The organism is Pseudonocardia sp. GCM10023141, assembly GCF_042653605.1.
On sequence record NZ_JBHSIR010000006.1, the window covers coordinates 132360 to 155142 of the forward strand.

The following is a 22783-nucleotide window of genomic DNA, read 5'->3' on the forward strand; positions in this document are numbered from 1 at the left end:
TCACGCCAGTGCGCTGTGTCCGGCGGACCGCCGATCCGGTCCGTTCCACACCGAGGAGAAGCCATGTCCGCCCCCACTCGTGACGACACCCGCCGCCGCATCGCCGACAACCTGCTGAGCTCGCTCGACGAGCTGGTCCGCCGCCATCGCGCGCTGGCCATGCACGGCACCGACAGCGGTGATCACGTTGAGCTGCACGCCGAGTTGATCGCCGCCGAGGTGGCCCACCAGCTGGCGATGACGCGCAGCGCGCTGCACCGCCACCCGCCGCTGCGCCAGCCCTGATCGCCGCAGCCGCACCGCTCCACCCCCACGTCAAAAGGGCCCCGGCGGGCTCAACCCCGCCACGGCCAGCCCGAACAGCCGGTGCGCCCTGGCGGCGGGGGTGGGGTGGTGCTCCGTGGCGAGGACGATGCCGACGGCGAGCGTGATCAGGTCGCCGACCGTGACATCGGCTGCCACCACCCCGTCCCGCACGGCATGGCGTAGCAGCGGGCCGGCCGCCTCCTCCAGCGTTGCCGCACAGCTGTTCCCGTGCACCGGATCGACCCCGTCGTCGTCGTAGGCCAGTGCGGCCGCCAGCCCCCTGGCCACAACGCAGTAGTCGACGACCTCACCCAGCCACTGCAGCAGTGCGGCGCGGCTGTCCGCCGCCCCGGTCAGGCCGTGGGCGGATGCGCTCAGCGCCGCGATCCGCTCCCGGGAGACCGCTTGCAGCAGCGCACGCCTGCTGGGGAAGTGCCGGCGCACGGTCGCCGAGCCGACACCCGCGGTGCGGGCGATCTGTTCCAGGGACGCTCCGGAGCCCTTCGACGCAACCTCCGCCTCGGCGACGGCCAGGATGCGCGCGTAGTTGCGCCGGGCGTCGGCGCGCTGGCCGTCGGGCATGGCGTCATCTCCGAGCTTGCTAAGTGGCGGGGTCCGCCATATCGTAGCGGAATCAAAACGGCGGACCCCGCCATTTCACGGACGAGCATTCGGAGACCACCATGTCCGCAGGTTCAGCGTCCACAGACTCAGGGCCCGTCCTCGTCACCGGTGCCACCGGCCGGCAGGGTGGCGCCACCGCCCGCGCACTGCTCGCCGCGGGCGTTCCCGTCCGCGCACTGGTGCGCGACGCGGCCACCGACCGGGCCCGGGCCGTCGAGGCACTCGGCGCCGAACTGGTGATCGGCGATCTGCATGACCGCGAGTCCATCGTCCGGGCCGCGAAGGGCGCCCGGGCCGTCTTCTCCGTGCAGATGCCCGGCCTGAACGCGGCAGGAGACGGCTTCGACTTCGACGGGGAGGTGACCCAGGGCGTCAACCTCGTCGAGGGCGCGCTGGCCGCCGGGGTCTCGCAGTTCGTGCACACGTCGGTCACCGGCGCCGGCCAGCACACCGAGGCCCCCGGGTGGGCCGAGGGCCGCTGGGCCGCGATGGAACCCACGCTGGGTGCGAAGAGCGCGATCCAGGACCGCGTCCGCGCGGCCGGGTTCGCTCGCTGGACGCTGCTCAAGCCGGGGTTCTTCATGGAGAACTTCCTCCCCTCCATGGCATTCCTGTTCCCCCGCGGCATCGCGGGCGGACTGGTCAGCGTCCTGAACCCCGCGACGAGGCTGGGACTCGTCGCGGTGTCCGACATCGGGACGGCGGCCGCAGCGGCCATCGCCGACCCGCAACGGTTCGACCGGGTCGAGCTGGAACTGGCGAGCGAGCAGCTCTCGATGACCGAGATCGCCGCCGTCCTCTCCCGCGTGCTGGGCACGCCGCTGGCCGCGCCGGACATGACCGTGGAGCAGGCCCTCGCCGCCGGGATGCCGGCGATGGGCGCCAACCACGAGTGGCTGAACGTGCGGGAACAGCCGGCCCACCCGCGGTACGCCCGAGCCTTCGGCATCCCGCTGACCAGCTTCGACACCTGGGCTAGGGAGCAACTGCGCGCGATGTTCGAGTAGTGCGGCGACGGGTTGCGGGAGAGTCCGTCATGGCCTGCAGCTCTCGGATTGCAGGAAGGCCACCTTCGCGCGGCGATGGCAGGAAAGCCACTTTCCCGCAACGTCGTTGCGGGAAAGTGGCTTTCCTGCAACGGGGGTGGGCGGGCTACGCGGCGGCCCGAGCGGCCTGGGGCAGGCTGCGCAGGACGGCCCGGGCGACGGCGTCGTTGTAGCGCAGGCTCTGCGCGTTCATGCCGGGCCGGGTGAACGCCCCGGCCACCTTGACCGCGGTGTGGGGACCCACCGCGAACCGCCGGGGATGCACCGCGCCGGACGCGTCGATCAGGGCCCCGTCCGCCGGTCGCACCCGGATCTGCCCGGTGCTGCCCAACACGGTGCCGTCGTCGTCGACGAGCACGTCCTCGCTGACGGCGCCCGCCAGCAGCAGGCCGGCGAGCAGCGGGTCGGAGGTACGCGTGACGCTCGCGTCGGGCAGCCGGGCATCGACGAGCACGCCGGCCCGCAGCGGCGGTGCGCCGGCGAGGGTGGCGCTGCCGGCGTGGAACCCGTCGGCGGCGACGTCCACCCACATGCCGGCGCCGAGGAAGTCGATGTAGCCGGCGCGCGCGAGCGCGAGCAGCTGCCGCACGCGGAACCCGGGCGGGCCGCTGGCGACCCCGTTGAAGAAGCCCTGCCACCACCGCAGGTCGTACGCCTGCGACCGCGCCGACAGCACACCGGAGCCGACGAGCCGGGTGATCTCCCCGTACGCGAACAGCATCGCGACGAACGCCCCCAGGTGCGGGGTGTGGCGCGGGTCGACGTGCTGGCGCAGGTCCTCGGCGATCCGGGCGCGCACCATCGGCTGCAGCGCGGCGAGGTGAGGCGCGCTCACGCCGTCGAGTGGGCGGTCGAGCGCGGCGATGTCGATCCGGTCCAGCGGGTCGGGCACGGCTGCGGTGATCAGCTCGAGCATCGCGGGTGAGTCCCACTCCAGCTCGGCGAACCGCGCGAGGAACTCCTCCCACGGCAGCAGCACGCGCTCGGCGTGCCCGCCGAACAGCTCGTGGTACCAGCCGAAGGCGATCTCCTTGGCGATCGCGGGCCAGGCCTGGGCGCGCAGGTCCACCGGCTCACCGGTGGCGATCAGGGCGTCGACCTCGGCCTCACCGAAGAACCGCCCCACCGGCGGGCGGCCGCCGAGCAGCCCGTAGTGGGTCTTGGAGTGGTACGGCGTGCCGCGGGGCGATCCGGCGACCAGCCGCGGCTCCGCACCGGAGGGCACGTACCGCACGCCGTCGCCGTCGGCTTCGAAGCGGCCGCCGCGGCCCTCGAACAGCAGCACCACCAGGTCGATGAACGCCAGTCCCATGCCGCGCACCAGCACCGTCTCGCCCGGTGCGATCACCGACAGGTCGGAGTCGGTGGTCTGCTCCGGAGGCAGGTAGCGCAGGCCGTGCTCCGCGGCGCGGGCCGCCAGTTCCAGCTCGTCACCGGTGGGGGTGGCGTCGAGGTGCCCGGACGCGAGCACCACGGTGTCGACCCGCAGGGTGGTGCCGCCCGCCAGCTCCACGAGCTGCGCGTCGCCGTCCTCGGTGAGGCCGACGGCGCGGTCGCGGTGCAGGTGCACCCGCACCCCGTCGGGCAGGCCGGCGATGACGTCGCGCAGCACCCAGCCCAGGTACTCGCTCTGCAGCCGCCTGCTCGGGAACGTCGACGCCGTGACGTCGCGCAGCTCGGCGGCGAGCTCGGGGCCCAGCGCGTCGGGGTCGTCGTGATCGCGCGCCCAGTCCCAGAACGTGGGGCCGGGGCGGATCGGACCCTCACAGACGACGGTGTCGTCGGTGTACATGGTGACGTCGGCTGCCATCGAGTTCATGGCCAGCAGCGGTGACTGGTCATGGCGCCAGATCCGACCGGCACCGGCCGGGTAGGGGTCGATCAGGTGCACATCGAGGCGGCCGCTGTGCAGGTCAGGGACGCTGGCGGCGAGCCGTTCCAGGATGCCGGCACCGCGGGGCCCGGCGCCGATGATCGCGATCGCGGAGGTCATGGGTTCCTCTCGAGCGGGCGGACACGGACGGTCCGGAGCTCAGAGAGAGGCGCTGGTACGGCAGAGATCCACGTGCCGTCTGCGCGTGAAGAGCTGCCCCATGCACCCGACTGTAGGCGGCCGCCCCGCCGGCGGCCAAGGGAAACGAGTCGACATCACGCCACCCCGCCGCCACCGTCAGGTCGAGATCGCGTCGATCAGCTGGGCCAGTGCCGCCGCCACCCGCCCTGCACCGGCGTCGGGCGGACCGTCGGGCTCGGTCATGTACGTGTCCCGCCGGATCTCGATCATGATCGAGGCGACCCGCCGATCGGTGCCGTGGTGCGCGAGCGGCACGTACGTGCCGGCGAAGGGCGAGTTCACGGTGACCTCCCCCAGCCCGGCGAACGCCCCGCGGGCGCTGTCGAGCAGCTCGGGCGGTGTGTGCGCGGCGTCGGTGCCCAGGCAGATCGCCGGGCGCGGGCCCGTCGCGTGCAACTCGTAGGGCAGCGCGACAGTGGCGTAGGAGTGCACGTCGATCAGCACCGCGCGGCCCGTCGCGGCCAGCCGCGCGTCGACGGCGGCACGCACGGCGTCCGCCCACGGCGTGTAGAACGCCGCGAGCAGGGCCGCCTCGTGCTCGGCGTCGGCGGAGCGGATGCGCTGCCGGAGCGTCCCGTGCGTGTAGACCGCCGCCATGCCGACGGCGGCCATCTCCTCGCGCTCGTCGGGGAACCGCTCCGGGTCCACCGCGAACCGCGACACCTCGTTGACCAGCACGAACGGCCGCAACCGGGCGGCGTCGGCGGCCGCCGCGGCGATCGTGTCGGTGTGGTGGTCGGTGAGAGCCGCCACCTCGGCGGCCAGCCCGGCGTCGTCGAGCAGCAGATGTTCGCGGACCCACGGCGGGATCCGCGTGCCCGCGTGCGGGACGTGCAGCAGCACCGGGCTGGCGTTATTCCCCGCGACCGCATGCACCACAACAGTGTTGACGGTCGCCGCACCCGGTGTTGGAGTGGGAGGCGTGTCCATCCGGGTTCCGCTGGTGACGAGGCCACACGTCGACTTCGGTCGCGTGTGGTCGGCGGTGTGTCCGGGCCGTTGAGCCCGCGCCCACCCCACCACCTCGGAAGGACCCCACCATGCCCGTCGAGTTCCTCGGCATCGGCGCCACCAACAACGGCACGGAAACCGACCTGCGCAGCGGCCCGGCCTTCGACAGGGACTACACGCTCGCGCTGGCGAAGGCGCACGAGGACACCGGTTGGGACCGCGTCCTCACCGCCTACGGCTCCGGCTCGCCCGACCCGGCCCAGGCCGCCGCGCTGATCGCCTGCAACACCGAGCGCCTGCAACTGCTGCTCGCTCACCGCCCCAACGTCTCCTACCCGACGTTCGCGGCGAAGACGGTGGCCACGCTCGACCAGATCTCCGGCGGGCGACTCACGCTGCACGTCATCACCGGCGGCAACGACCACGAGCAGCAGCGCGAGGGCGACACGCTCCCGAAGGACCAGCGCTACGCCCGCACCCGCGAGGCCATCCAGATCTACAAAAAGGCCTGGACGTCGCGGGAGCCGTTCGACTTCCACGGCGAGCACTACGACTTCTCCGACTTCGTGCTCGACGTCGAGCCCGCGCAGCAGCCCCGCCCCCAGATCTCCTTCGGAGGCTCGTCTGCTGCCGCGTACCGGGTGGGCGCGGAAGAGGCCGACATCTACGCGCTGTGGGGTGAGCCGCTGGCCGGCACCGCCGAGCAGATCGCCACGATCACGAAGCTCGCCGCGGACGCCGGGCGGCCGGCACCGAAGTTCCAGGTCGCGTTCCGTCCGATCCTCGGTCGCACGGAGGACGAGGCGTGGGAGAAGGCCTACGCCACCGTCGCAGGCATCCAGGACCGCACGCAGAACGGCACGTCGCAGCTGACGCGGCGCCACAAGCTCAACGACCCGGAGAACGCCGGCTCGCAGCGCCTGCTCGAGGTCGCGGCGCAGGGTGAGCGCTTCGACCGAGCACTGTGGACGGTCACGGCGAAGGCGACGGGCGGTGCCGGCAACTCGACGACGCTGGTCGGGACGCCCGAGACGGTTGCGGCGGCGCTGCTGGACTACTACGACCTCGGCGTCGAGATCCTCTCCGCGCGTGGCTACAACCTGCTGGAGGACGCGAAGGAGTTCGGGCGCGAGGTGATCCCGCTCGTCCGCGCCGAGGTGGCCCGCCGCGACGCCGCCCGCGTCCCCGTCCCCGTCTGACGATTTCGCCATCTCGACACGCCGATTTGGCACTTCCGACACGCCGATTTCGCCGTTTCAACACGCTGTGTGTGCGGATCCGACACGCGCTCGCCGGGCGGGGCCGTGTCGAGATCGCAAACACGGCGTGTCAGAACAGCGAAATCGGCGTGTTGCGATGGCGAAATCAGCGTGGCCGGGCGGCCGCTACGCTGCGGCAGCGTGGCCTTCCCCGTGCTGGAGACCGAGCGGATGGTGCTGCGCGAGATCGTGCCCGCCGACGCCCGGGCGCTGTTGGCCTTCCGCAGCGAGCCGGACGAGCAGAAGCACAACGACGCGCCGCTCGTGCACATCGACGAGTCGCACGCGCTGATCGAACGCCTGGCCGCCGAGTACCGCGACGTCTCCCTGTTCGTGATGCTGCGCCGGGACCGCGCTACCCCAGGACCGCCTGCGTCTGCGTGACGCGCCCCACGAGCTTCCCGTCGGCGTCGCGCAGCTCGGTGTCGATCACGAGCGTGCTGCGCCCGCCGTGCAGCATCCGTGCCGTCGCCTCGACGTGGCCCGACCGCACGGCCCGCATCAGGTTCACCGACGAGACGATGGTGGCGGTGTTGGTCTTCCCGGCGGGCAGGTTGAGGAACGCGCAGTAGCCCCCGGCCGCGTCGGCCAGGCTCATCAGCGCGCCGCCGTGCATCAGGCCGTTGGCCGTGCACCGGGTCTCGTCCCAGCCCAGCCGCAGCACGACCGCATCCGGGGCGACGGAGACGGCGGTGGCGCCGATCAGCGCCGTGTAGGGCATGACGGCGTGCATCTGTGCGGTCAACTCGTCGTTCATGGTCGCCACCCTGTCCGACGGACCGGCGCCGGTCGATGACCTCCGAGGTCATCGAGCAGCCGCGCCGCGCCCGCTAGCGTCGCTCCCATGACCGCCGCGACCCTCGCCGGAACCACGTTCGGCTCCCTGCTGCGCGAGTGGCGCACCCGCCGCCGGCTCACCCAGCTGGACCTGGGCCTGCAGGCCGACGTGTCGGCCCGCCACCTCAGCTTCCTGGAGACGGGACGGTCGCGGCCGAGCCGGGACATGGTGCTGCACCTGTCGGAGGAGCTGGACGTGCCACTGCGCGGACGCAACGAGCTGATGATGGCCGCCGGATTCGCCCCGGCCTACACCGAGCACCGCTTCGACGACGGCGAGCTCGCCGAGGTGCGCCGCTCGCTCGGCCGGATCCTCGACGGCCACATGCCCTACCCGGCCATGATCGTCGACGGGCAGTGGAACCTGCTGGCGTCCAACGCCGCCGGCGCGGTGCTCACCGAGCTCGTCGACCCCGCGCTGCTCACCGGCACGATCAACGCGCTGCGGGTGAGCCTGCACCCGCGGGGCCTCGCGCCGCACGTCGCAGACCTGGCGGAGTACGCGGCGCACCTGGTGTCGCGGCTGCGCCGGCAGGCCGAACGGTCGGCGACGACCGGGCTGCGGGCGCTGCTGAACGAGCTGGTCGGCTACCTGCACGACGCCGGCCTCGACCCGGCGGCCCAGCCGCGCGACCGGATCGTCCTGCCGCTGCGGCTGCGCCACCCCGACGGCGAGCTCACCCTGTTCAGCACCGTCGCCGTCCTCGGTGCCCCGCTGGACGTGACGTTGGAGGAGGTGGCGATCGAGAGCTTCTTCCCCGCCGACGACGCCACGGCGACGTACCTGCGCAACCGCTTCGGCTGATCCGGCGATCCGCCCCCGAACGATCTCCGCGGCAGGGACCATGGAGGGTTCCGGCGGAGGGGCGGACCTGTGGATGTGAAACCGGGGCCTGCCCCGCTGATCGGCGTGGACGACATCGAGACCCCGTCCTGGGCGGCGGGCTACGAGCGGACCGCGCAGGCCGGGCTGCCGGCGATCGCCCGCGGCGCACCGCGCACGGCGGCAGAGGCCGTCCGGTGGGCGTGGCGAGCGTCCCCGCGTCTCACCGTGCTCGCGGCGATCGTGCAGCTGGTGTCGGGCGGGGTGACCGCGTTCGGCCTGCTGGCCACGGCGAACGTGTTCACGCAGCTGCTGGAACAGGGCCCGACACCCACCCGGGTGGTGGCCGCGCTGCCGGCGATCGCCGCCGTGGTCGCGGCGGGCGCCGCCCGTGGCCTGCTCGACGCGACCGTCGGCGCCGTCGACGGGGTGCTGACGCCGCGCGTCGAGCAGGTCGCGCAGCACGAGATCCACGCCGCGGTGCTGGCCGTGGACCTGGTCGCGTTCGAGGACGCCGACTTCGCCGAGCACGTGGAACGGGCCACGATGCTGGGCCCGTCGCGGTTGCGCGCCATCGTCCGCGACACGTCCGACCTGATCGCGGGCGTCGTCGCCGTCACGGCGGCCGTGGTGACGGCGGGTGTCCTGCACCCGTTGCTCGTTCCCGTGGTGCTGCTCGCGGCACTCCCCCAGGGCTGGGCGACCGTCCGGTCGGCCCGGCTGATGTTCGCCTCCGTCGTGCGGATGAACTCCCGGTCGCGCCGGATCGGCGTCGTCCAGCGGTTGATCACCGGGCGCGACGGGGCAGCGGAGATCCGCGCGTTCACCACGCAGGAGGTGCTGCTGGGTGAGCACCGCCGGATCGGCGAGGACCTCGCGGCGGAGGAGGAGGTCCGGGTGTCCCGTACGCGCACCCTGATCCAGCTGGTCGGACGCACGCTCTCCGGGGTCGGCACGGCGCTGGCCTACCTCGTGCTCGGGCTGCTGCTCTACACCGGTGTGCTCCCGCTCGCACTCGCCGGTGCCGCGGCGGTCGCGATGCGCACGGCATCGGGTGCCGTCACCAACGTCATCTTCCAGACCAACCACCTCTACGAGGCGAGCTTCTACGTCGACCTGTTCCGCACCTGTCTCGCCGACGCCCGCCGCAGGCGCCGTCCCGAGCCCACGGCGGAGCTGGCCGGCGACCCCGCGACGATCACGCTCGACGGCGTCTCGTTCCGCTACCCCGACCAGGACGAACTGGCGCTCGACGGCATCGATGCCACGCTGCGGCGCGGTGAGATCGTCGCGCTCGTCGGCGAGAACGGCTCGGGCAAGTCCGCGCTCGCCAAGCTGATCAGCGGGCTGTACCTGCCGACCGGCGGCGCCGTCAGCTGGGACGGCGTCTGCACCACCGCTCTCGACACGCACGACCTGCACTCGCGGGTCGCCGTGGTGATGCAGGAGCCGCTGCGGTGGCCGATGACCGCGGAGAACAACGTTCGGATCGGCCGGCTCGCCGCCACCGACCCCGACGGCGAGCGCCTCACCGCGGCCGCAGGCCGCTCGGGTGCCGACGACGTGGTCGCGGAGCTGCCCGACGGCTGGTCGACGGTGCTGTCGCGGATGTTCCAGTCCGGGCGCGACCTGTCCGGCGGCCAGTGGCAGCGCATCTCCGCGGCCCGCGGCCTCTACCGCGACGCCCCGCTCGTGATCGCCGACGAACCCACCGCGGCGCTGGACGCCCGCGTCGAGCACGCCGTCTTCGCCGCTTGCGCGAGCTCGGTGGCAGCGACCGGATCACCGTTCTCGTCACCCACCGCCTGGCCAACGTCCGCCACGCCGACCAGATACTGGTGATGGAGCGCGGCAAGCTCGTCGAGCAGGGAACCCACGACGAGCTGATGACGCTCGCGGGGACCTACCACGACCTCTACTCGATCCAGGCCCGCGCCTACGCCTGATCGTGTTGAATGGCGGTACCCGACACGAGAGGTTTCCCGGTGACGATGACCCGGGGGGATGCACCACTGATCGGTGTCGCCGACATGGCGACGCCCCATTGGGCGAGCGGCCACGAACGTGCCGCCAATGCGGGGCTGCTCGCCATCGCCCGAGCGGCGCCACGCACCGCCGCCACCGCCGTGCTGTGGGGGTGGCGGACCTCGCCACGGCTCACGGTGCTCACCGCACTGGTCCACCTGGTCTCCGGGGCGGTCACGGCGTTCGGACTGCTGGCCACGGCAGGGGTGTTCGCCCACCTGCTGGAGCAGGGCCCCACGCCCGAGCGCGTGCTGGCCGCGCTGCCCGCCGTCGCGGCCGTCGTCGCGGCGGGTGCGGCCCGGGGCCTGCTCGTGGCGGCCACCGGCGCCGTCGACGGGATGCTGCTGCCGCAGGTGGAGCAGCGGGCCCAGTACGAGATCCACGCCGCCGTGCTCGCCGCCGACCTCGTCGCCTTCGAGGACGCCGACTTCGCCGAGCTCGTCGAGCGCGCCGGCATGATGGGCCCGTCGCGGCTCAAGGCGATCGTCCGCGACACGTCCGACGTGCTGGCCGCACTCGTCTCGGTCGCCGCGTCGATCATCACGGTCGGGGTGCTGCACCCGCTGCTGGTCCCGGTGGTGCTGCTGGCGGCGGTGCCGCAGGGCTGGGCGGCGGTGCGGGCGGCCCGGCTGCGGTTCACCTCGATCGTGCGCACCACCTCGCAGACGCGCCGGCTCGGCGTCGTCCGGCGCCTGATCACCGGGCGCGAGGCGGCCACCGAGATCCGGGCGTTCACCACGCAGGAGGTGCTCCTCGCCGAGCATCGCCGGATCGCCCACGAGCTGACGGCCGAGGAGATCCGGGTCGGACGGCACCAGACGGGCATCCAGCTGACCGGGCGCACGCTCTCGGGGCTCGGCACCGCGCTGGCCTACCTCGTGCTGGCGCTGCTGCTGTACGCGGGTGAGCTGCCGCTCGCGCTGGCCGGGGCGGCTGCGGTGGCGATGCGCAGCGCGTCGGGCAACGTCACGAGCGTCGTCTTCGACACCAACCGGCTCTACGAGGGCAGCTTCTACGTCGACCTGTTCCGCACCTGCGTCGACGACGCCCGCACCCGGCGCCGCCCGCCCGCCACCGCCGAGCTGCGCGGCGACCCCGCGGAGATCCGGCTCGACGGCGTCACGTTCCGCTATCCCGGCCAACCCGAACCCGCGCTCGACGGCATCGACGCGACGCTGCGGCGCGGCGAGGTCATCGCGCTCGTCGGCGAGAACGGCTCGGGCAAGTCCACGCTCGCGAAGCTGATCACGGGGCTCTACCTGCCGGACGCGGGCGCCGTCACGTGGGACGGCGTGCCGACCGGTGCCGTCGACGCGCAAGCTCTGCAGGAGCGGATCGCGATGGTGCTGCAGGAGCCGCTGCGCTGGCCGATGACCGCGGAGAACAACGTGCGGATCGGGCGGCTGGAGGCGGTGGATCCCGGCGACGAGCGGCTCGTCGGGGCCGCGGGGCGCTCCGGTGCCGACGCCGTCGTCACCGGGCTGGCCCAGGGCTGGTCCACGGTGCTGTCGCGGGAGTTCCCGTCCGGGCGCGACCTCTCGGGCGGGCAGTGGCAACGCATCTCCGTGGCTCGCGGGCTCTACCGGGACGCGCCGGTGGTGATCGCCGACGAGCCGACGGCCGCGCTGGACGCCCATGCCGAGCACGCCGTCTTCGCGACGCTGCGCGCGCTCGGCGGCAGCGATCGCATCACCGTGCTGGTGACGCACCGGCTGGCCAACGTGCGCCACGCCGACCGGATACTGGTGCTGGAGCGCGGCCGGCTCGTCGAGTGGGGCACGCACGAGGAGCTGATGGCGCGCGAGGGGCCCTATCGGGCGCTCTACGACGTCCAGGCGAGCGCCTACGCCCGACCCTGACGGACAGCCTTGACGTAGCGGTGCGCCGGCACCGACACGGGGCCGCTCGCGCTGGGTGCCGTGTGGTCGAACAGGCCCTCGTCGGACCAGCCGTTGCGCTCGTAGAACCGGCGCGCGCGGGCGTTGCCTGCCACCACGGCCAGCCAGGCCGTCGTGTGTCCGGCGGCCGCGGTGCTCGGCGGCGACGTAGACCTGCTCGACCTCGTCGTCGACGACCATCACGAACCCCGCCACCGCCTCCCCGACGGTGGCGACGGTCGTGTCGGCCACCCGCTCGGCGGCGCGGGTGTCGAACGACTCCCGGGTGCGGACGGCGAGCAGTGTGTCGGGCACGTTGCCCAGATGCCCGCCGCGCCGGGCGAGTGATCAACGCCCACCGGTTCCGGTTCGATCATGAGCCAGTGCGCGCTCGACCACCGGCACGAAGATCAACGCCCACTGGGTCATGGTCAACACCGAACCAGTGGGCGTTGATCACCCCACCCGCACCGCAGCGCCCCACGCCGGACCCTCCTGTGCGCCTCGGCGAGCATGATCCGGGTGGTTGTGGTGCCCTCCTGTTGATCTGCCGGCCCGGCGAGGGCGCCGTAGCGCGGGGCACGCCCCCCATCCGCAGCCGACGTCCCGGTTCTCCTCTTTCATGGCGACCGCAGGCCATGACGGACTTTCCTGCAACGGCGGCGGGCACTCCCGCCCCCGTGCAGGGCCCCGCCTCACCCCGTCAGGATCTCCGGCAGCTCGTGCTCCCCGTCGTGCAGCAGGCAGGCCACCCGCCGTCCCGGTTCCAGCAGGGCGGTCGGGCCGAGCTCGGGGTGCACCGTCGCGCACTCGGGCAGCGCGGCCGGGCAGCGGGAGTGGAACGGGCAGCCGGTCGGCAGCGCCTGCAGGTCCGGTGGCGAGCCCGGGATCCCCGCGAGTGGCCGGCGCGGCCCGTGCAGCGGCGGGAAGGAGTGCAGCAGGCCGTGCGAGTAGGGATGGCGCGGTCTGCGGTAGACGTCGCGGGCGTCGGCCTCCTCCACGATCTCGCCCGCGTACATGATCGCGATGTGGTCGGCGACCTCCACCAGCAGCGACACGTCGTGGGTGATGAAGATGACCGCGAAGCCCAGCCGGTCGCGCAGCTCCATGATCTGCTCGAGGATCTGGCGCTGCATCACGACGTCGAGCGCGGTGGTCGGCTCGTCGAGGATCAGCACGCGCGGTTCCAGCGCCAGCGCCATCGCGATCATGACGCGCTGGCGCATGCCGCCGGAGAGCTCGTGCGGGAACGAGCGGACGCGGTCGGCGTCGATCCCGACCATCACGAGCAGCTCGCGGGCCCGCTCCAGGCGCTCGGCGCGGCTCGTGTGCGGCCGGTGGGCGGCGATGGCGTCCACGATCTGCCGCCCGATGCGGTACACCGGGTTGAGCGAGTTCATCGCGCCCTGGAACACGATGGCCGTGTCCTGCCACCGCGCCGCCCGCAGGTCGCGGTCGGGCATCCGCAGGATGTCGACCGGCCCGGCCCCGTCGGGATCGTGGTAGCGCACCTCGCCCCCGACGATGATCCCGGGCGGTGGCAGCAGCCGCGTCGCCGCGTACACGAGCGTCGACTTGCCGCAGCCCGACTCCCCCGCGATCCCCAGCACCTCGCCCCGGTGCAGCGTCAGCGAGACCCCGCGCAGCGCGTGCACCGGGTCGGCTCCGTAGCCGTAGTCGACGGCGAGGTCGCGGATCTCGAGGATCGGTTCGCCGGTCAGGGTCGCCACCGTGCGCGGTGCCATGTCGATGCTCACACCGTCTCCTTCACCAGCGCCGGAGCGGCGGCCCGCGGCGCGTCCCGCACGACGGCGGTGAACCCGATGCGCGGCACGATCCCGCGCCTGCGCAGCGATCTCCCGCTGGCCCCGGCCATCCGCAGCCGCGGGTTGACGAACTCGTCGATCCCGAAGTTGACGAGCGTGAACGCCGTACCGAGCGTCGCGATGCACAGCCCGGCCGGCACGAACCACCACCACGCCCCGCGCGGCAGCGCCTGGCTGGACTGCGCCCAGAACAAGACGGTGCCCCAGTTCCACTCCGAGATCGACGTGACCCCGATGAACGCGAGCGTCACCTGCGACAGGATCGCGAACGTCACCGTGGCGACGAAGCTCGACGCGATCACGGCGGTCAGGTTGGGCAGCGTCTCGAACCAGACGATCCGCCACGTCGACTCGCCGTTGGCGCGCGCGGCCTGGATGAAGTCGCGGTTGCGCAGCGACAGCGTCTGCGCGCGCAGCACCCGCGCGCCCCAGCCCCAGCTCGTGAACGCCAGCACCAGCGCCACCGTGACGCCACCGGCGTCGGGCAGCCTGCCGGTGATGATGATGACCAGCGGGAGCGCCGGGATCACCAGGAAGATGTTGGACAGCGCGGAGAGCAGCTCATCGGCCACCCCGCCGAGGAAGCCGGCGCTCACCCCGACCAGCACCGCGAGCGCCGTGGCGACGACCCCCGCGATCATCCCGACGACGAGCACGCCCCGCGTGCCCACCAGCAGCTGCGAGAACACGTCCTGCCCGACGTGGGTGGTGCCGAGCCAGTGGGCGCCGCTGGGCGGTGCCAGCACGTCGCTGCCCAGCGCGCTCGGGTCGTACGGCGCGATCCACGGCCCGATCACGGCGACCACCACGAAGAACCCGAGGATCAGCAGCCCCAGCCGGGACTTGCCGTTGCGCAGGAACAGCAGGCGCTTGCGGCTGACCACGGCGCCCGGGTCGACGACGACGGCGGCGGCATCGGTGGGAAGAGCGGTCATGACGCCGCCTCCGCGGGAGGAAGTGCGTCGGCGGTCATGACGCCGCCTCCGCGGGAGGAAGTGCGTCGGCGGTCATACCCCTGCCCCCTGGCGAGTACGTGGGTCCAGCACGGCGTAGGCGATGTCGGCGCACAGGTTCGCGACGAGCACGGCCAGCGTGATGACGAGGAAGATGCCCTGCATCAGCGGGTAGTCCTGCCCGCCGGTGGCCTGGAAGAGCATGTAGCCCACGCCCGGGTAGGAGAACACCATCTCCATCACGAGCGTCCCGGACACGATGAACCCCAGCGACAGCGCGAACCCCGACACCTGCGGCAGCACGGCGTTGCGCGCCGCGTAGCCGAACATGACGCGCCGCTCGGAGAGCCCCTTGGCCTGCGCGACGGTGACGTAGTCCTCAGAGGACACCGTGACCATCATGTTGCGCATGCCGAGCACCCAGCCCGCCACCGACGAGATGACGATGGTGGCCGCCGGCAGCACCGCGTGCTGCAGCGCCGAGCCGATGAACTCCGGATCGAGGCTCGGCACCAGCCCGCCGTCGTAGCCGCCCGACGACGGGAACACCGGCCACGTCACGGCCAGCACCATGATCGCGATCAGGCCGAGCCAGAAGTACGGCACCGCCGAGAGGAACGCGGTGACCGGTAGCAGCCCGTCGGCCCACGTGCCGCGGCGCCACCCGATGGCGACGCCACCGAGCGTGCCGAGCACGAAGCTCAGCACCGAGGCGACACCCACCAGCCCCACCGTCCACGGCAGCGCCTGCGCGATCACCTCGCTCACCGGCGTCGGGAAGAACGTGAACGACAGCCCCAGGTCACCGGTGAACAGCCGTCCCCAGTACTCGACGTACTGCTGCCAGATGCTCTGCTGCTCATCCAGCCCGAACAGCGTGTAGAGCGACGCGACGGCATCGGCGCTGATCTGGCCCTGGTACCGGTTGATCAGCGACTGCACCGGGTCACCCGGCATGACCCGCGGCAGCACGAAGTTGATCGTGACCGCCGCCCATGCCGTGATCAGGTAGAAGACGCCGCGCCGGGCGATGAACCTCATGCCGGCACCGCCACGCGGGCGTCGCCCAGGTCCGGACGGTCGCCGCCAGCATCCCGCGCGTACCCCCAGCAGGCCACCGTGCGCCCGGCACCGATCGCGACGAGCTCGGGCTTGCGGGTGCGGCACAGGTCCGTGGCGAACGGGCACCGCGGGTGGAACCGGCAACCGGCAGGCGGGTTCAGCATGCTCGGCGGCTCGCCACGGGCACCGGTCGCCCCGGTCGTCGACCCGAGCTGCTCCGGATCGGGCGCCGAGCGCACCAGCAGCTGCGTGTACGGGTGCGCCGGTTGCTGCGTCACGGATTCGCCGTCCCCCGACTCGACGACGTGGCCCGCGTACAGCACGTTGATCTCGTCGGCGAAGTAGCGCGCCGACGCGATGTCGTGGGTGATGTAGAGGATCGCGATGCCCAGGCGGTCCCGCAGGTCCTGCAGCAGGTTCAGGATGCCGATCCGGATCGACACGTCCAGCATCGAGATCGGCTCGTCGGCGAGCAGCACCTCCGGGTCGGCGGCCAGCGCCCGCGCGATGGCCACCCGCTGGCGCTGCCCGCCGGAGAGCTCGTGCGGGAACTTGTCGACGTAGCGCTCGGGCTGCAGCTGCACCCGTTGCAGCAGCGCTCGCAGCGCAGCCTCCAGTTCGGCACCCCGCAGGCCGGACTGGTGGATGCGCAGCGAGCGCGTGAGCGTGTAGCGCACGGTGTGCACCGGGTTCAGGGACGCGAACGGGTCCTGGAAGATCATCTGGACGCGCCGGCAGTACGCCCGGAACGCCCCGCCCCGGCGGGCGGTGACGCGCTGCCCGCGCAGCAGCACCTCGCCGTCCGTCGGGAGGTACAGCCGTGCGAGCAGGCGGGCCACAGTGGACTTTCCCGACCCCGACTCCCCGACCAGCGCCACCACCTGCCCGGCGCGCAGCGCCAGGTCCACCCCGTCGACGGCGTGCACCGCGGCCGAGCGGCGCCCGCCCGTCGGGAAGTGCTTGGTCACTCCGGCTGCGGCGAGCACGACCTCACCCGCCTGCCCCCGCACGGCTGTCTCGGTCATCGCCTCACGACCCCGACGGACGCAGCTTCATCAGGATCATCGACGCCTGCGGCCCCGTGGGCTGCGGCGACGAGTACTGGTCCTGATCGGTCGGCCACCCGGTCCAGTTCTTCGTCGAGTACTCCGCGGCGTTGGGCCGCGAGATCATCGCGATCGCCGGGACCTGCTCGACGAAGACCTTCTGGATGGTCGCGAGCGCCGCCGTGCGGGCCGCCGCATCGGTGGTGTTGGCGTAGGTGAGGAACGCCGCAGCGGACTCCGGGTGCTGGAAGCGCCCGTAGTTCCAGCTCGCCGCCTGCCCGAGCGGCTTGTACTGGGCGGTGTCGAACATGTCGGAGTACATGTCCCAGGGTGTGGAGCCGCCGTCGGTCCAGTGCAGCGAGGCGTCGAAGTTGCCCGCCTTGAGCGCGGTGGCCCAGGCATCGGCGGTCATCGTCTCGACCTTCGCGGTGATCCCGAGCGGCTTGACGGCGTCGCTGATGAGCTGCAGCTCCGTCAGGTAGTCCGACCAGCCCGACGGGTCCACCAGCGTGAACGTGACAGGCGTGCCCTTGGGGTCCTTGAGCACCCCGGCGTCGAGCGTGTAGCCGGCGTCGGCGAGCACCTTCTTCGCGCCGTCGGTGTCCACCGGGTACTTCTTGCCGGCGTGCTCGGGAGCGATGAAGTCGTTGCCTGCGGGCTCGGGCATGCCGGTGACGTTGGTCAGCGCCGGGAAGGCACCGGTGGTCGCGAGCTTGGAGACGTCATCGCGGTTGATCACCATGTCGAGCGCCTTGCGCACCGCGACGTTGTCGAACGGGGCCTTGGTGCTGTTCAGGAACAGCGCGTCGACACCGAGGCCGGTGGGCGCGTTGAAGTGGTTGTTCTTGGGGTCGGCGGCGATGTACACGCGTCGGTAGTCGGCGATGAACGTCCATCCCCACTGCGCGGCACCGGACACGAGCGCGTTGGTCAGCGCGCTGTTGTCGTTGTAGGACGTGTAGCGCAGCTCGGGCACCTGCGCCTTGCCGCCCCAGTAGCCCTCGCGCGGCACCAGCGTCACGGCCTGCGGCGTCCAGGTCTTGAGCGTGTACGGACCGGTACCGACCGGGGTCTGGTTGAGGTCGGTGGTGGGCGCCGCGATGTTCTGCCAGATGTGCTTGGGCACCATGAACAGGTTGAGGATCTTGTTCTGGTTGACGAACTGGCCACTCGTGAACGTCACCGTCACGGTCTTGCCGCTCGTCGTGATGTCCTTGTACGGCAACGCGTTCTCGTTGAACGCTGACTGGTCCTTGCGAATCTGGATCGAGTAGGCGATGTCGTCGGCCGTGAACGGCTGGCCGTCCGACCAGGTCACCCCGTCGCGGGCGGTGATCGCGATCGACGTGAACTCCGGGTTCCACTTCCACTCCGAGGCCAGCCACGGGATCGGCGCCACGGTCGGGCGCACCGCGTTGACCTGGGCGAGCGGCTCGTAGATCGCGTACGCATAGCCCAGCGAGCGCGCCGAGGACGTGTTGAGGAACGGGTTGGAGTTGTTCGTCTGCGGACCGTTCGGCATGCCGATCGTCAGCGGGCCCCCACCTCCCCCGCCCGACGGGCCGGCGGCCTTGGGCGCCGCCGAGCAGGCGGTCAGCACCAGCGCCAGCGCGGCCAGACCGACAGCGGCCTGACGCAGCGTGGGGAACCTCATCCTTGCCTCCTTGCAGTGGACGGGTCGAGCGATGTCGAGGTGAGGTCCGGGCAGGCGCGGTGCAGCCGCAGGTCCCGCACGGAACGACCGACGGCGAGCAGGTGCTCGCCCGGCGGCACGGACCATCGCCGGGCGGCGACGTCCCAGATCTCGAGCGCCCGCCGCGGTACCCGTACCGTGACGGTGGCGCTGTGCCCGGCGTCGACGTGGGCGACGGCGAAGCCGCCCAGCCAGCGCACCGGACGGTCGGACCCGGTGCCGGGCGGCGGTTGCACGTAGACCTGGACGGTCTCGTGGCCCGCCCGGGGTCCGGTGTTGTGCAGGGTGATCTCGACGTCCACACCGGACTCGTCCGCGGCGACGCGGGCGTACTCGTAGGCCCACGTCGTCCAGCCCAGTCCGTGCCCGAAGCAGGCCGCCGGGGTGAGCCCGTCGCGTTCCCACGCCCGGTAGCCGATGTGCGGGCCCTCGGTGTAGTCGATCACCCCGGCCCGCGGGATCGCATGCGGGACCGGCACGTCGCCGGCGCTCGCCGGCAGCGTCCACGGCAGCCGCCCTGCGGGCTCGGTGACGCCGCTGAGCACGTCGGCCAGCGCGGTGCCGCACTCCTGACCGGCCAGCCACGCCCAGAGCACGGTTCCCGCGTCGGCGAGCCACGGCAGCAGCACCGGCGCGCCGGCGTTGACCACGACGATCGTGCGCGGGTTGGCGGCGAGCACGCGCGTGACGAGCTCGTTCTGGTTGCCCGGCAGGGCGAGCGAGGTGCGGTCGTACCCCTCGGACTCGACCTCCTCGGTGGTACCGACCATGACGACCGCGATGTCGGCGTCCGCCGCGGCCGCCACCGCCTCGGCGATCTCGTCCTCGGCGGACGGTCCGGGCGGCCGGTGGCCGAGCTGGGCCCGCACGAACGACGCGTAGCCGACGGGATGGACGACCTGCAGATCGGCGCGCAGCTCGGCGACGCTCGGCTCGTCGATCTTGACGGGCACGGTCGCGACGACCGGGTTGTTGTGTCCGGACGCCAGGATGACCTCCTCGGCCACCAGCTCGTCGGACGTGGAGGCGATGCGGCCGTCGATCAGCACCTCGTGGCGACCGACGGTGCCGACGCCCAGCTCGTGGCAGCCGGCCCCGGAGAGGTGCACTGCGGCGGTCAGCCGCAGTGCCACCGCATCCGCGCGGATGCCCTGGAGCCAGCCGCTCCACTGCGCATCCGTGTAGGCCTCGAGGATCGCGCCCGAGGCGTCCAGCAGTTCCACCCGCACACCGGGTTGGCCGGTGCGCGGGTCGGTGCACAGGGCCGCCACGTCCAGCGGTGGCGGGTTGACCCGGGCACGGGCCCCTGCATGCACCACGAGCCGCACATCCTGGGGAAGGACGGTGCGCAGCTCGTCGACCGGATGGGTCACGCGGTCGGGCCGGACGAAGGCCGACCCGCCGCCCTGCACGAACGGCTCGACCGCAGCCGGGCCGAGCAGCGCGACGGTGCCCGCCGTCGCGAGCGCGAGCGGCACCAGCCCGTCGTCGTCCTTGAGCACGACGACGGCACGGGCGGCGACCTCACGGAGGAAGGCGCTCGCGCTCTCCGCCGTGCTGTGCTCGACGGCCACCGGCCGGGCCGTGCCGAGCGCGCCGACGCGGTGGGCGAGCAGCAGCAGCCGGGCGACCTTGTCGTCGAGCAGCTCCTCGGCCACCTCGCCGGAGCGGACGGCGGCGAGCAGGCCGTCGCCCCACGGCCCGTCGGGGCCTGGCATCTGCAGGTCGAGCCCGCCCCGCGCGGCCGCCCCGACCGATCCGGTGGCGACCCAGTCGCTGACCACGATCCCGTCGAAGCCCCATTCCCGCTTGAGCAGGCCGGTGAGCAGTGGCTCGTGCTCCAGCATCGGCGCCGACTCGCCGAGCACGTCCGCGCCGCTGTAGGCGCCCATCACCGCCCACACCCCGCCGTCGCGCACCAGACGTTCGAACGGCGCGAGGTAGCACTCGCGCAGCGTCCGCTCGTCGAGGTGGGAGATGTAGCGGGTGCGGTCGGTCTCGGAGTCGTTGGCGACGTAGTGCTTGGCCGTCATGCCGACCCCGCGCTCCTGCGCCGCCTCGACGAGCGCGAGCGCCAGGTCGCCGGTGAGCAGCGGGTCCTCGGAGAAGCACTCGAAATGGCGGCCGCCGACGGGCGTGCGCTGCAGGTTGACCTGCGGGGCGAGCACGAGGTCGACGCCGTGGCGGCGGGCCTCCGCGGCGAACAGGGCACCTGCCCTGGCCAGCAGCTCGACGTCCCAGGTGGCGGCCAGCGCGCTCGGGGCGGGGAAGGAGGCCGACGTCTCCTCGGGGTCGCGGCTCGTGCCGCGCACGCCCGCCGGACCGTCCGACATCGTGACGGGGCGCAGCCCGATCCGTTCGATCGGCGTCGTGGTCCACATGTCGGCACCGACGACGAGCGCGACCTTCTCCTCGAGGGTCAGCTCCGCTGCGCTGATCCCACAAACGTTTTCAGAGGGCAAGCCGGGGCCTCGATCTCAACGACGGTGTGCGATGGGACGAAAGACTTACTGACCTGTAAGTAAGAGAACGCGGTCACAGTAACCTGACCTCATGACCGGAGCAAGGAATTCGTTGGCGCGACCATCCGGCGGAGCCGCGAAGGCGCAGCGGCCCCGTGCCGGCACGGCCGAACGCCGCGAGGAGATCCTGCGCGCGGCGATCAACACGTTCGGTTCGAAGGGTTACCACAACGGTTCGCTGGCCGAGGTCGCCGACCAGGTCGGCATGACCCACGCCGGCGTCCTGCACCACTTCGGTTCGAAGAACCAGCTGCTCATCGCGGCGCTGCAGTACCGCGACCGGATGGACGTCGAGCACCTCGACGGCCAGCACATCCCCAGCGGCGCCGACCTGTTCCGCCACCTCGCGAAGACCGCGGGCCTCAACGCCGACCGCCGCGGCATCGTGCAGGCCTACGCCGTGCTCACCGGCGAGGCCGTCACCGAGGGCCACCCGGCGAGCGAGTGGGTGCGGCAGCGCTTCGCAGGTCTGCGCGTCGAGATCGTCGAGGCGCTGTGCGAGATGGTGCGCGAAGCAGGTGTCGAACCGGTCGACGAGGCGCCGCTCGACCGCGCCGCCAGCGCCGTCATCGGCGTGATGGACGGGTTGCAGAACCAGTGGCTGCTCGACCCGACGGCGGTGGACCTGGCCGCGACCACAGCGGAGGCGATCGATGCGATCGTGGCGAGCGTGGTGGCGCGGGCGGTGGCGGCGGCGCGAGGCTGAACGAACGGCACGTTCGTCCACTGCGGGTGCACGAACGCGCCGTTCGTATCGCGAGTTCCGGGGCCGGGGCGACACCCGGGGCGAGCGAACGGCAGGCACGGCAGCGGCCCTCCCCGTCGTCGACATGGGTGCCGAGCAGCGCCGCCACCAGGCGCGGCATGCCCGCGAGTGCGACGGCGGCCGGCCACGGTTCGGGAGTGCGATCACTGTTCGGAGCCACCCGTCGAGTCTGGGGTGGACGATGCCGGAAGCCCACCCAGCGGGAGGTCGAACCGCCCCCGCACCTGTCCCCGCGGGGCGGGGAGAGCGCTACCGTCGAAGCCATGGCTGACCGCTCCACCGCGCGTCGAGAACAACATGAGCTCGCCGCATCCATGCGCGAGCGCGGCCAGACCTGGACCGAGATCAGCGTGGCCGGACGAGGTCCGGACGTTCAAGAGCATCTCGTACCGGGAGGCCTGGCCGAGCCCCACCGGCCACGAGCCGTCACTCGGTGTCCTCGCACGTCTCGCCGAGCTCTACGAGTGCGACGTGGCGGACCTCGTCACCGACGTCGGCAACCATCGATCGGACGATTCGCAGCGTGGTGCGTCGCAGGGTGCATCACCAGCGCTCCACGGCTGGCAGCTCCATCACCTGGACATGGCGGAGCTGACCCGGACCGTCGGCGCCGTCGCCACCTCACTGACCGCTTCCGAGCGACGAGCCCAGCTGCTCAAGCTCAGCGCCGCAGCAGCTGCCGCGGCCCCGGCCGACCGCCCGTCGCGGCAGCTGCCGATGGGTGGCACCCCGACCGCGGGTGAGCTGGCCGGCCCCTACACCTTCGTCAGCTCCGGTCGGGACACGGAGTTCGTCGGGGAACACCGCATCGTGCTCCGTCCGGGGGGCGGGCGCCTGTGTGGCACGAGCCATCCGACGTCGACGGGCTCGATCGAGCTCGATCTCTCGATCGAAGGCCTGCTGGTAAGCGGCTCCTGGACCGACCACACCGATCCGGCGGGCTACTACCGCGGCGCGGTCTACCACGGCGTCGTGCAGTTCGTGCTGGATCCGACCGGGCGCTCGATGACGGGGAAGTGGCTCGGGCCCGACAGGTCGTTCCGCATCGACTCGGGCGACTGGGAGCCGACGCGGGCTGTGACCGGCTGAGCGG

22 protein-coding genes are annotated in these 22783 nt (G+C 72.3%); 10 read left to right on the forward strand and 12 right to left on the reverse strand.

Annotated elements, in window-relative coordinates; all coding sequences use genetic code 11:
• The first annotated feature begins 63 nt into the window (after positions 1 to 63).
• Positions 64 to 285, forward strand: a complete 222-nt coding sequence (locus ACFPFQ_RS01620) for a hypothetical protein (RefSeq protein WP_379613930.1) — start codon at positions 64 to 66, stop codon at positions 283 to 285.
• Positions 286 to 315: 30 nt separating this feature from the next.
• Here the strand turns inward: ACFPFQ_RS01620 and ACFPFQ_RS01625 are convergent, their stop codons facing one another.
• Positions 316 to 888, reverse strand: a complete 573-nt coding sequence (locus ACFPFQ_RS01625) for a TetR/AcrR family transcriptional regulator (RefSeq protein WP_379613932.1) — start codon at positions 886 to 888, stop codon at positions 316 to 318.
• 101 nt (positions 889 to 989) lie between these two features.
• On the opposite strand from ACFPFQ_RS01625, the gene ACFPFQ_RS01630 reads away from it, so the two are divergent.
• Positions 990 to 1937 carry an NmrA family NAD(P)-binding protein gene (locus tag ACFPFQ_RS01630; RefSeq protein ID WP_379613934.1) on the forward strand — a complete coding sequence of 316 codons (948 nt, stop codon included), beginning with the start codon at positions 990 to 992 and terminating at the stop codon, positions 1935 to 1937.
• A 145-nt stretch (positions 1938 to 2082) separates the two neighbouring features.
• On the opposite strand, the gene ACFPFQ_RS01635 is transcribed toward ACFPFQ_RS01630, so the two are convergent.
• From ACFPFQ_RS01635 to ACFPFQ_RS01645, 3 genes are read right to left on the reverse strand one after another with little or no spacing between them, the layout of a single operon-like run.
• Entirely contained in the window at positions 2083 to 3969 is a 1887-nt protein-coding gene (locus ACFPFQ_RS01635) for an FAD/NAD(P)-binding protein (protein WP_379613936.1), read from the reverse strand.
• Between the two features lie 39 nt (positions 3970 to 4008).
• Positions 4009 to 4125, reverse strand: coding sequence for a putative leader peptide (locus tag ACFPFQ_RS01640; RefSeq protein ID WP_379613938.1), 117 nt, complete (start codon positions 4123 to 4125; stop codon positions 4009 to 4011).
• Between the two features lie 21 nt (positions 4126 to 4146).
• On the reverse strand, positions 4147 to 4980 hold the full coding sequence (locus tag ACFPFQ_RS01645; protein WP_379613940.1) for an N-formylglutamate amidohydrolase: 834 nt from the start codon (positions 4978 to 4980) through the stop codon (positions 4147 to 4149).
• A gap of 110 nt (positions 4981 to 5090) precedes the next feature.
• Between ACFPFQ_RS01645 and ACFPFQ_RS01650 the strand changes: the two genes are divergently transcribed.
• Complete coding sequence (locus ACFPFQ_RS01650; protein WP_379613942.1) at positions 5091 to 6200, forward strand: LLM class flavin-dependent oxidoreductase; 1110 nt, start codon at positions 5091 to 5093, stop codon at positions 6198 to 6200.
• A 201-nt stretch (positions 6201 to 6401) separates the two neighbouring features.
• A complete protein-coding gene (locus tag ACFPFQ_RS01655; protein WP_379613944.1) occupies positions 6402 to 6644 on the forward strand; it encodes a GNAT family N-acetyltransferase in 243 nt (80 codons plus the stop codon).
• Here the strand turns inward: ACFPFQ_RS01655 and ACFPFQ_RS01660 are convergent.
• Positions 6616 to 7017: a PaaI family thioesterase gene (locus ACFPFQ_RS01660; RefSeq protein ID WP_379613946.1), complete on the reverse strand. Its 402-nt coding sequence runs from the start codon at positions 7015 to 7017 to the stop codon at positions 6616 to 6618. The two genes, ACFPFQ_RS01655 and ACFPFQ_RS01660, sit on opposite strands and share 29 nt — an antisense overlap.
• 87 nt (positions 7018 to 7104) lie before the next feature.
• Here ACFPFQ_RS01660 and ACFPFQ_RS01665 point away from each other — a divergent pair, with 87 nt between their 5' ends.
• The 3 genes from ACFPFQ_RS01665 (at position 7105) to ACFPFQ_RS01675 (ending at position 11804) form a co-directional block, all read left to right on the forward strand.
• Positions 7105 to 7902 carry a helix-turn-helix domain-containing protein gene (locus ACFPFQ_RS01665; RefSeq protein ID WP_379613947.1) on the forward strand — a complete coding sequence of 266 codons (798 nt, stop codon included), beginning with the start codon at positions 7105 to 7107 and terminating at the stop codon, positions 7900 to 7902.
• Between the two features lie 105 nt (positions 7903 to 8007).
• Positions 8008 to 9762 (forward strand): ATP-binding cassette domain-containing protein, encoded by a 1755-nt coding sequence (locus tag ACFPFQ_RS01670; RefSeq protein WP_379613948.1) that lies wholly within the window; start codon positions 8008 to 8010, stop codon positions 9760 to 9762.
• A 149-nt stretch (positions 9763 to 9911) separates the two neighbouring features.
• Positions 9912 to 11804, forward strand: a complete 1893-nt coding sequence (locus ACFPFQ_RS01675) for an ABC transporter ATP-binding protein (RefSeq protein ID WP_379614323.1) — start codon at positions 9912 to 9914, stop codon at positions 11802 to 11804.
• On the opposite strand, the gene ACFPFQ_RS01680 is transcribed toward ACFPFQ_RS01675, so the two are convergent.
• On the reverse strand, positions 11789 to 11938 hold the full coding sequence (locus ACFPFQ_RS01680; RefSeq protein WP_379613949.1) for a hypothetical protein: 150 nt from the start codon (positions 11936 to 11938) through the stop codon (positions 11789 to 11791). The two genes, ACFPFQ_RS01675 and ACFPFQ_RS01680, sit on opposite strands and share 16 nt — an antisense overlap.
• Positions 11939 to 11957: 19 nt before the next feature.
• Between ACFPFQ_RS01680 and ACFPFQ_RS01685 the strand changes: the two genes are divergently transcribed.
• Positions 11958 to 12170 (forward strand): hypothetical protein, encoded by a 213-nt coding sequence (locus ACFPFQ_RS01685; RefSeq protein WP_379613951.1) that lies wholly within the window; start codon positions 11958 to 11960, stop codon positions 12168 to 12170.
• 347 nt (positions 12171 to 12517) lie between these two features.
• Here the strand turns inward: ACFPFQ_RS01685 and ACFPFQ_RS01690 are convergent, their stop codons facing one another.
• The 6 genes from ACFPFQ_RS01690 to ACFPFQ_RS01715 all read right to left on the reverse strand — a co-directional run bounded on the left by ACFPFQ_RS01690 (position 12518) and on the right by ACFPFQ_RS01715 (position 20864).
• Entirely contained in the window at positions 12518 to 13579 is a 1062-nt protein-coding gene (locus ACFPFQ_RS01690) for an ABC transporter ATP-binding protein (RefSeq protein ID WP_379613953.1), read from the reverse strand.
• Positions 13576 to 14583 (reverse strand): ABC transporter permease, encoded by a 1008-nt coding sequence (locus ACFPFQ_RS01695; RefSeq protein ID WP_379613955.1) that lies wholly within the window; start codon positions 14581 to 14583, stop codon positions 13576 to 13578. Before ACFPFQ_RS01695 ends, ACFPFQ_RS01690 begins: the two co-directional genes overlap by 4 nt.
• Positions 14584 to 14655: 72 nt before the next feature.
• Positions 14656 to 15642 carry an ABC transporter permease gene (locus tag ACFPFQ_RS01700; protein WP_379613957.1) on the reverse strand — a complete coding sequence of 329 codons (987 nt, stop codon included), beginning with the start codon at positions 15640 to 15642 and terminating at the stop codon, positions 14656 to 14658.
• Entirely contained in the window at positions 15639 to 16688 is a 1050-nt protein-coding gene (locus ACFPFQ_RS01705; RefSeq protein ID WP_379613959.1) for an ABC transporter ATP-binding protein, read from the reverse strand. The genes ACFPFQ_RS01700 and ACFPFQ_RS01705 overlap by 4 nt, the downstream gene beginning before the upstream one ends.
• Before the next feature lie 4 nt (positions 16689 to 16692).
• Positions 16693 to 18363 (reverse strand): ABC transporter substrate-binding protein, encoded by a 1671-nt coding sequence (locus ACFPFQ_RS01710; protein ID WP_379613961.1) that lies wholly within the window; start codon positions 18361 to 18363, stop codon positions 16693 to 16695.
• A complete protein-coding gene (locus ACFPFQ_RS01715; protein WP_379613963.1) occupies positions 18360 to 20864 on the reverse strand; it encodes a beta-glucosidase family protein in 2505 nt (834 codons plus the stop codon). Before ACFPFQ_RS01715 ends, ACFPFQ_RS01710 begins: the two co-directional genes overlap by 4 nt.
• Before the next feature lie 112 nt (positions 20865 to 20976).
• Here ACFPFQ_RS01715 and ACFPFQ_RS01720 point away from each other — a divergent pair, with 112 nt between their 5' ends.
• Complete coding sequence (locus tag ACFPFQ_RS01720; RefSeq protein WP_379613965.1) at positions 20977 to 21630, forward strand: TetR/AcrR family transcriptional regulator; 654 nt, start codon at positions 20977 to 20979, stop codon at positions 21628 to 21630.
• Between the two features lie 642 nt (positions 21631 to 22272).
• Positions 22273 to 22779 carry a hypothetical protein gene (locus ACFPFQ_RS01725; protein WP_379613967.1) on the forward strand — a complete coding sequence of 169 codons (507 nt, stop codon included), beginning with the start codon at positions 22273 to 22275 and terminating at the stop codon, positions 22777 to 22779.
• The last annotated feature ends 4 nt before the right edge of the window (positions 22780 to 22783 follow it).